8 protein-coding genes and 1 pseudogene are annotated in these 5,228 nt (G+C 45.0%); 2 read left to right on the forward strand and 7 right to left on the reverse strand.

Annotation, left to right across the window (positions count from 1 at the left end; all coding sequences use genetic code 11):
• The 4 genes and pseudogenes from VB714_RS20805 to VB714_RS20820 form a co-directional block, all read right to left on the reverse strand.
• A partial coding sequence (locus VB714_RS20805; RefSeq protein ID WP_323226610.1) for a tryptophan synthase subunit alpha occupies positions 1-144 on the reverse strand: 144 nt, incomplete at its 3' end.
• Between the two features lie 433 nt (positions 145-577).
• Positions 578-925 carry a XisI protein gene (locus VB714_RS20810; protein ID WP_323226601.1) on the reverse strand — a complete coding sequence of 116 codons (348 nt, stop codon included), beginning with the start codon at positions 923-925 and terminating at the stop codon, positions 578-580.
• Positions 913-1,329: an element excision factor XisH family protein gene (locus VB714_RS20815; RefSeq protein ID WP_323226602.1), complete on the reverse strand. Its 417-nt coding sequence runs from the start codon at positions 1,327-1,329 to the stop codon at positions 913-915. Before VB714_RS20815 ends, VB714_RS20810 begins: the two co-directional genes overlap by 13 nt.
• Positions 1,330-1,601: 272 nt before the next feature.
• Positions 1,602-1,772, reverse strand: a pseudogene (locus VB714_RS20820) (winged helix-turn-helix transcriptional regulator); the annotation flags it as partial.
• A gap of 158 nt (positions 1,773-1,930) precedes the next feature.
• Between VB714_RS20820 and VB714_RS20825 the strand changes: the two are divergent.
• Positions 1,931-2,635 (forward strand): glutathione S-transferase family protein, encoded by a 705-nt coding sequence (locus VB714_RS20825; RefSeq protein ID WP_323226605.1) that lies wholly within the window; start codon positions 1,931-1,933, stop codon positions 2,633-2,635.
• 86 nt (positions 2,636-2,721) lie between these two features.
• Here VB714_RS20825 and VB714_RS20830 read toward each other — a convergent pair whose 3' ends face one another.
• The 3 genes from VB714_RS20830 to VB714_RS20840 form a co-directional block, all read right to left on the reverse strand.
• The gene (locus tag VB714_RS20830) at positions 2,722-3,099 is read right to left on the reverse strand and encodes a hypothetical protein (RefSeq protein ID WP_323226606.1); all 378 of its coding nucleotides are present in this window, start codon (positions 3,097-3,099) and stop codon (positions 2,722-2,724) included.
• Positions 3,096-3,368, reverse strand: a complete 273-nt coding sequence (locus VB714_RS20835; protein ID WP_323226607.1) for a hypothetical protein — start codon at positions 3,366-3,368, stop codon at positions 3,096-3,098. Before VB714_RS20835 ends, VB714_RS20830 begins: the two co-directional genes overlap by 4 nt.
• 165 nt (positions 3,369-3,533) lie before the next feature.
• A complete protein-coding gene (locus VB714_RS20840; protein ID WP_323226608.1) occupies positions 3,534-4,736 on the reverse strand; it encodes an argininosuccinate synthase in 1,203 nt (400 codons plus the stop codon).
• Between the two features lie 114 nt (positions 4,737-4,850).
• Here VB714_RS20840 and VB714_RS20845 point away from each other — a divergent pair, with 114 nt between their 5' ends.
• The gene (locus VB714_RS20845) at positions 4,851-5,024 is read left to right on the forward strand and encodes a hypothetical protein (protein ID WP_323226609.1); all 174 of its coding nucleotides are present in this window, start codon (positions 4,851-4,853) and stop codon (positions 5,022-5,024) included.
• The last annotated feature ends 204 nt before the right edge of the window (positions 5,025-5,228 follow it).

A 5,228-nucleotide genomic window follows, 5' to 3' on the forward strand; every position in this document is an offset into this window, starting at 1 on the left:
AATGACATCTGCCCCCGCGCGATCGAGAATCCGCAAGGCTTTGGCAGTAGTTTCCAAGTCCGGGTCTCCTGCCGTAATGAAGGGGATCAGGGCGCATTGAGACTGAGATTTGAGGGTTTGGAGGCGATCGGAAACGGAGGGCATAAACGAGTTAGGTAATGGGTAATGGGTTATCAATACTCAGAGATTCTCGATCTTACCATTTGAGGTACAGGAGAAAACTGAATCAAAATTGATGTTGGAATTGTATTCGCTAAGAACTTTTTCGATCGCATGACGATAATGAGTTAGTCGATATCGAGAACTTGTTTTTGGCGATCGCCTGACAAGTCTTTTAGTTTTTCTACGATCGCTTTTTCTAAACTCACAACAGATTCCATCTCGATTTTCTCCATTCTTCTTAATACGTTCACTATATCGCAGTCTCGAATTGAGCGCGATCGCGCTTCCATCCAAATCGATCTCCATCTCCTCCTATTCTAAACCGATACCGTCGCAGAGTTTTCTATCTTCTGGTTTAACATTGGGATTGTGTTTGAGATAGTTGCGAATGCGATCGCATTGTTGAGCAATAAAATCAAGCTACCGAGAAATTAGTAAGATGGCGACGTTTCGGGCGAATGAATCCAAGAACGATATCTTCTCGAGGAACGCCTAATTCTAAGAGTTCTAAAGCAATTCCTTTTTCTGTTCCATCTGACTCTATCAAAATTTTTTCGCCAACGATTCTGAGATGGAATACGACAGCATGAACTCGTCCCGTTCGATCCCATCCCGTATCAAGTAACAGGTAATTATCTGCGATCGCATCACCAAGGGTTAGACTTTCAATTTCTCCGTGACTGGGTTGATACTGAGCATGGTTTTTGAGAATTTGAGTAATAATATTGCGATAATGTTCCAGTTTAGTTTCTAAGTTAGCCATTTGATAATAACCTCCCGATCTGGATCGAAAATAATCAATTGAATGTTTTGATCGCTAACAATATCTTGAATGGCAGGTTTTTGAAAGAAATCATCGTATATCTCTTCAGAAATTGCCAAATATAATGCTCGGTCTGGACTGACGCGATTTAATATGCTTTGATACATATTATACTGCCCGATCGCTTTTTGCAGTTCTGTGACTTGTGAAGGGCTATGAAACACTTTGGTTTCGACGGCAATTTTCTGTTCGGCTCTCTCTGCGGCTAATAATTTTTCCGCTCCCAAGTCCGCATACAAGCGCAAGCCTTTATATTCTAAGGTGTACGGATCGTGGGTAATTGTCCAGCCATCTTTGCTCAACGCATTTTTAACTTCATAGTGATATAAATCGTATTGAGGCATTATTCGAGTTGTGCTAGATTTTCAGATTTTAACAATAATATAATAGATTCGATCTCCTTCTTCTCCTATTCTGAACCAATCCCATTGCAGAGTTTTCTATCTTCTGGTTTAACATTGAGGTTGTGTTTGAGGTAGTTACGAATGCGATCGCATTGTTGAGCAATAAATTCGATCTAAAGTATTGCGAGTCGTGATTATTAGGCGATCGCCGATAACTTCTCGGAACTAAATAATAAAGCAAACCATCATTTTTGCTTGCCTAATATAACATATTAAATCTGGTGCCTTTCCGCCCAGTTCTTGAGGGCTTCGAGAAAACCCAAAGCAGTTTTGCCAAAATCGGTGATTTCGTAGGCGACTGCAATGGGGCGATCGCTCACCACCTCGCGAGTCACTAAGCCTGCCTCTTCCATTTCGCGGAGTCGCTGCGTCACCATCTTTTTTTAAGTGGTTACTAAAAGTAAACTGGTTGACTCTAGATACTACTCTGATTATATTAAATCAAGTCAGCCGCAACTGTTATGAGTCCCGAGTCCTGCTGGGTTCATGGCTGCTGCATATACCTTTCAATCTTTGAGTCATCGTCAGCCAGAAAAACTCTATGCCTATCCCCGATATCCATCTCTACACCGCCTCCACGATGAATGGTTGGAAGCCTGTCATCTTTCTCGAAGAAGCGGAGGTTGAGTACGAACTGACCTACATCGACTTTGGGAAAAAAGAGCAAAAGTCCGACTGGTACAGGGCGCTCAATCCCAATGGTCGCATTCCCACAATTGTCGATCGCGGCAATGATGATTTTGCGGTTTTCGAGTCTGGGGCAATCCTCTGGTATCTGGCCGAAAAGTATCAGAAGTTTCTCCCCGTCGGCGACAAGGCTCGCTCGGAAGCGTTGCAATGGTTGATGTTTCAGATGGCGGGCATTGGCCCGATGATGGGGCAGGCCATGTACTTTCAGCGCATTGCTGCTCCTAAAGGCATCCAGGATGACTACGCCATCGATCGCTACGTGGCCGAGTCTCGCCGCCTACTCGAAGTCTTGGATCGGCAACTGGCGGGCAAGGCTTATTTACTCGGCGACGACTTCACCATTGTGGATATTGCTACCTACCCCTGGGCGCGATCGTTCCCTTGGGCCAAGGTTTCAGTCGATGGATTAGACCATCTGCAAGCCTGGTTCGATCGCATCGATGCTCGACCTGCCACTCAAAAGGCTGTCACCATTCCCAAACCGTTTCCAGCATTCTTTGGCAAAGGGGATGAAGCCGCCTCTCAAGCCGAAAATGCCTCGCGTTTTAGTGTGTAAATCGACCTTTAATACTCCATGATAGAAGGCGATCGCTATTCCTGTAAGTCGTAATTTTTAGGCGATCGCTTTTTAGTATTGCGAAATTAGACTGCTTTTACTTTGCTGATTTCTACGCTGCCGTCCTCAAAGACTTGAACCATGAGTTGATAGCCTTCCATTAATGACATTCCAACTAGAGGTTCTGAATCAGCTTCATCAATTGGAATTGTTAGATACTGTCCATCCCAAAATACAACTGCTTCGTAAACATTAAAAACGCATTCACTACCATCACCAAGAATAGCACGCCCTCTTCTTTTCCATTTCAGATTTAGCCGATCGATCAAGTCTGGTGGAAATGAAAGCCAACCGTTAAAGCCTGTATCGACGATCGCATCTTTTGTGTAAATTTTTCCATCAGAGCCACATATTGAAAGCGAGATAATCGCCTCAAAATCTGCGTTAACAATTCCTGATATCATACAGTTCTCTTTATTCGTCCACCAAATCGTCGAACGTGACGAGAACCAACTCGCACAATCCAGATTTGAGCATCTGGATGACGGGCTTCGAGCTTAGTGCAAGCAGCTATTTCACGCGCATCAATTTCAAAATCTCCAGTTTCGAGGTCGATCGCCACAATCTTCCCGCGATCGCCTGCTTCGACTTGTGAGCGTATTTGCGTTTGGTAAATTAGATCGCCACGTTGGGCGAATTCTTCTTTGCTATAGCGGGGTTGACGGACTACCATAATTTGGATTTTCCTCTATCGTTGCCTTATTTATCATTATAACTAACTAGAATCTGCTCCAAGTCGTAATTTTTAGATGCTGGCAAAACTAAGATGCAGGCTGTTGGTGCAATTATGCACCAACTTTTGCGGGTGATCTACGGGGTTTTGAAAATAATTCAGGGATTATTTGCGGGTTTTTTCCGACCAAACTCGGGTAGGTAAACCCCAAATATAGATGAATCCTTCCGCCGCTTTGTGATCGAATTGGTCATCAGCCGTATAAGTTGCGAGGTCGGGGGAATAGATAGAATAGTCAGACCGACGACCGACAATTCTCGCACTTCCTTTAAATAACTTAACCCGAACTATCCCCGTAACCCGCTCTTGGGTTTTTTGAATGAAAGCATCCAGAGATTCTTTGAGAGGAGAATACCAGAGTCCTTGATAGATTAAATTCGCATAAGTGTCTTCTACACCTCGCTTATATTGAGTAACATCCGCCGTGAGAGTCAGACTTTCGAGATCGCGGTGAGCCTGAATGAGTAACAATAAAGCAGGAGCCTCATAAATTTCTCGCGATTTAATCCCCACCACGCGATTTTCAATCATGTCGATGCGTCCAATACCGTGATTTCCGGCGATCGCATTCAATTGGGTAATCAATTCAACCGGGGGCAAAGAAGTTCCGTTGACACTGGTGGGAATACCCCCATCGAAACCAATTTCGATATATTCCGGTTCATTGGGAGTATCCGCGATCGCCTTAGTCATGGCAAATATCTCCTCGGGAGGCTCCATCATGGGGTCTTCCAGGGGACCTGCTTCAATACTGCGACCGAGAAGATTGCGATCGATACTGTAAGGAGAAGATTTTTTCACCGGGGAAGGAATGCCAAACTGTTCCCCATAGGCGATCGTTTCCTCTCGACCCATCCCCCATTCTCGGGCGGGGGCGAGAACCTTGATCGAAGGGTTAAGCGCCATAATCGAAACATCAAAACGTACCTGATCGTTTCCTTTGCCAGTACAGCCGTGGGCGACAGCATCGGCACCATATTTCTCGGCAGCATCTACCAGCATTTTCGCAATGAGGGGACGGGCGAGGGCAGTAGAGAGAGGATAGCGGTTCTCGTAGAGAGTATTCGCTTGAATGGCAGCAAAAGCATAATCTTTAACAAAACTTTCCTGCCCATTTTCCACAAGAGAGATGGAAGCCCCAGAGTCAAGCGCTTTTTGCTTGATGGGGTCAAGTTCGTCCCCTTGTCCCAAGTCCGCAGCAAGGGTAATAACTTCTTTTACCCCCCATTCTTTTTTGAGATAGGGGATGCACACGGAGGTATCGACTCCCCCAGAATACGCGAGAACGACTTTGTTGGCGCGACCCATGATTTATTTTTTCCCAAAAACAACTAAGGGGGTATTGTAGCCTATTGCTTTCGTTTCCTTCGATCGTTCCGCTACCATTTGCTTTTTGTATTTTCCCCTTGAGAGATATTGGCAATGGGCAAACCACAAGAAACGATCGCATTTCCCCGTCTTTTCCGCGATCTCGTTATTCTCAATACGGTAGCAAAAGCCGTAAATTGTGTTAAATATAAAGGTTTAGAGAATTGGGCTGCTAACGATTTTAGGGACGAAGTGAAGAAACTCGCAGAATCCCTTGCGTTAATGTAGGAAGATATCTCTAACCACAAAAAAATAGCGATCGCGATCGCTAATACCCATTCTGTCTCGATTAGGAGTGAGCCAGTGAGTTTAAACACCCTCGTTCAAGAGCCGATCTCAACCCCGCAATCCTCGGAAATGGCGTTTGATGCGAACCGCTTCAATGCTAATGTTATGAACACTTATGGGCGCTTTCCCATCGCCCTAGAGCGA

Source organism: Spirulina sp. 06S082 (assembly GCF_034932145.1).
Classification (GTDB): domain Bacteria; phylum Cyanobacteriota; class Cyanobacteriia; order Cyanobacteriales; family Spirulinaceae; genus CCY15215.

Excerpts from the sequence above, each read along its gene's own strand:
- VB714_RS20810 (WP_323226601.1), bottom strand. The coding sequence starts at position 925 with ATGGCTAACTTAGAAACTAAACTGGAACATTATCGCAATATTATTACT.
- VB714_RS20815 (WP_323226602.1), bottom strand. The coding sequence starts at position 1,329 with ATGCCTCAATACGATTTATATCACTATGAAGTTAAAAATGCGTTGAGC.
- VB714_RS20825 (WP_323226605.1), top strand. The coding sequence starts at position 1,931 with ATGCCTATCCCCGATATCCATCTCTACACCGCCTCCACGATGAATGGT.
- VB714_RS20830 (WP_323226606.1), bottom strand. The coding sequence starts at position 3,099 with ATGATATCAGGAATTGTTAACGCAGATTTTGAGGCGATTATCTCGCTT.
- VB714_RS20835 (WP_323226607.1), bottom strand. The coding sequence starts at position 3,368 with ATGGTAGTCCGTCAACCCCGCTATAGCAAAGAAGAATTCGCCCAACGT.
- VB714_RS20840 (WP_323226608.1), bottom strand. The coding sequence starts at position 4,736 with ATGGGTCGCGCCAACAAAGTCGTTCTCGCGTATTCTGGGGGAGTCGAT.
- VB714_RS20845 (WP_323226609.1), top strand. The coding sequence starts at position 4,851 with ATGGGCAAACCACAAGAAACGATCGCATTTCCCCGTCTTTTCCGCGAT.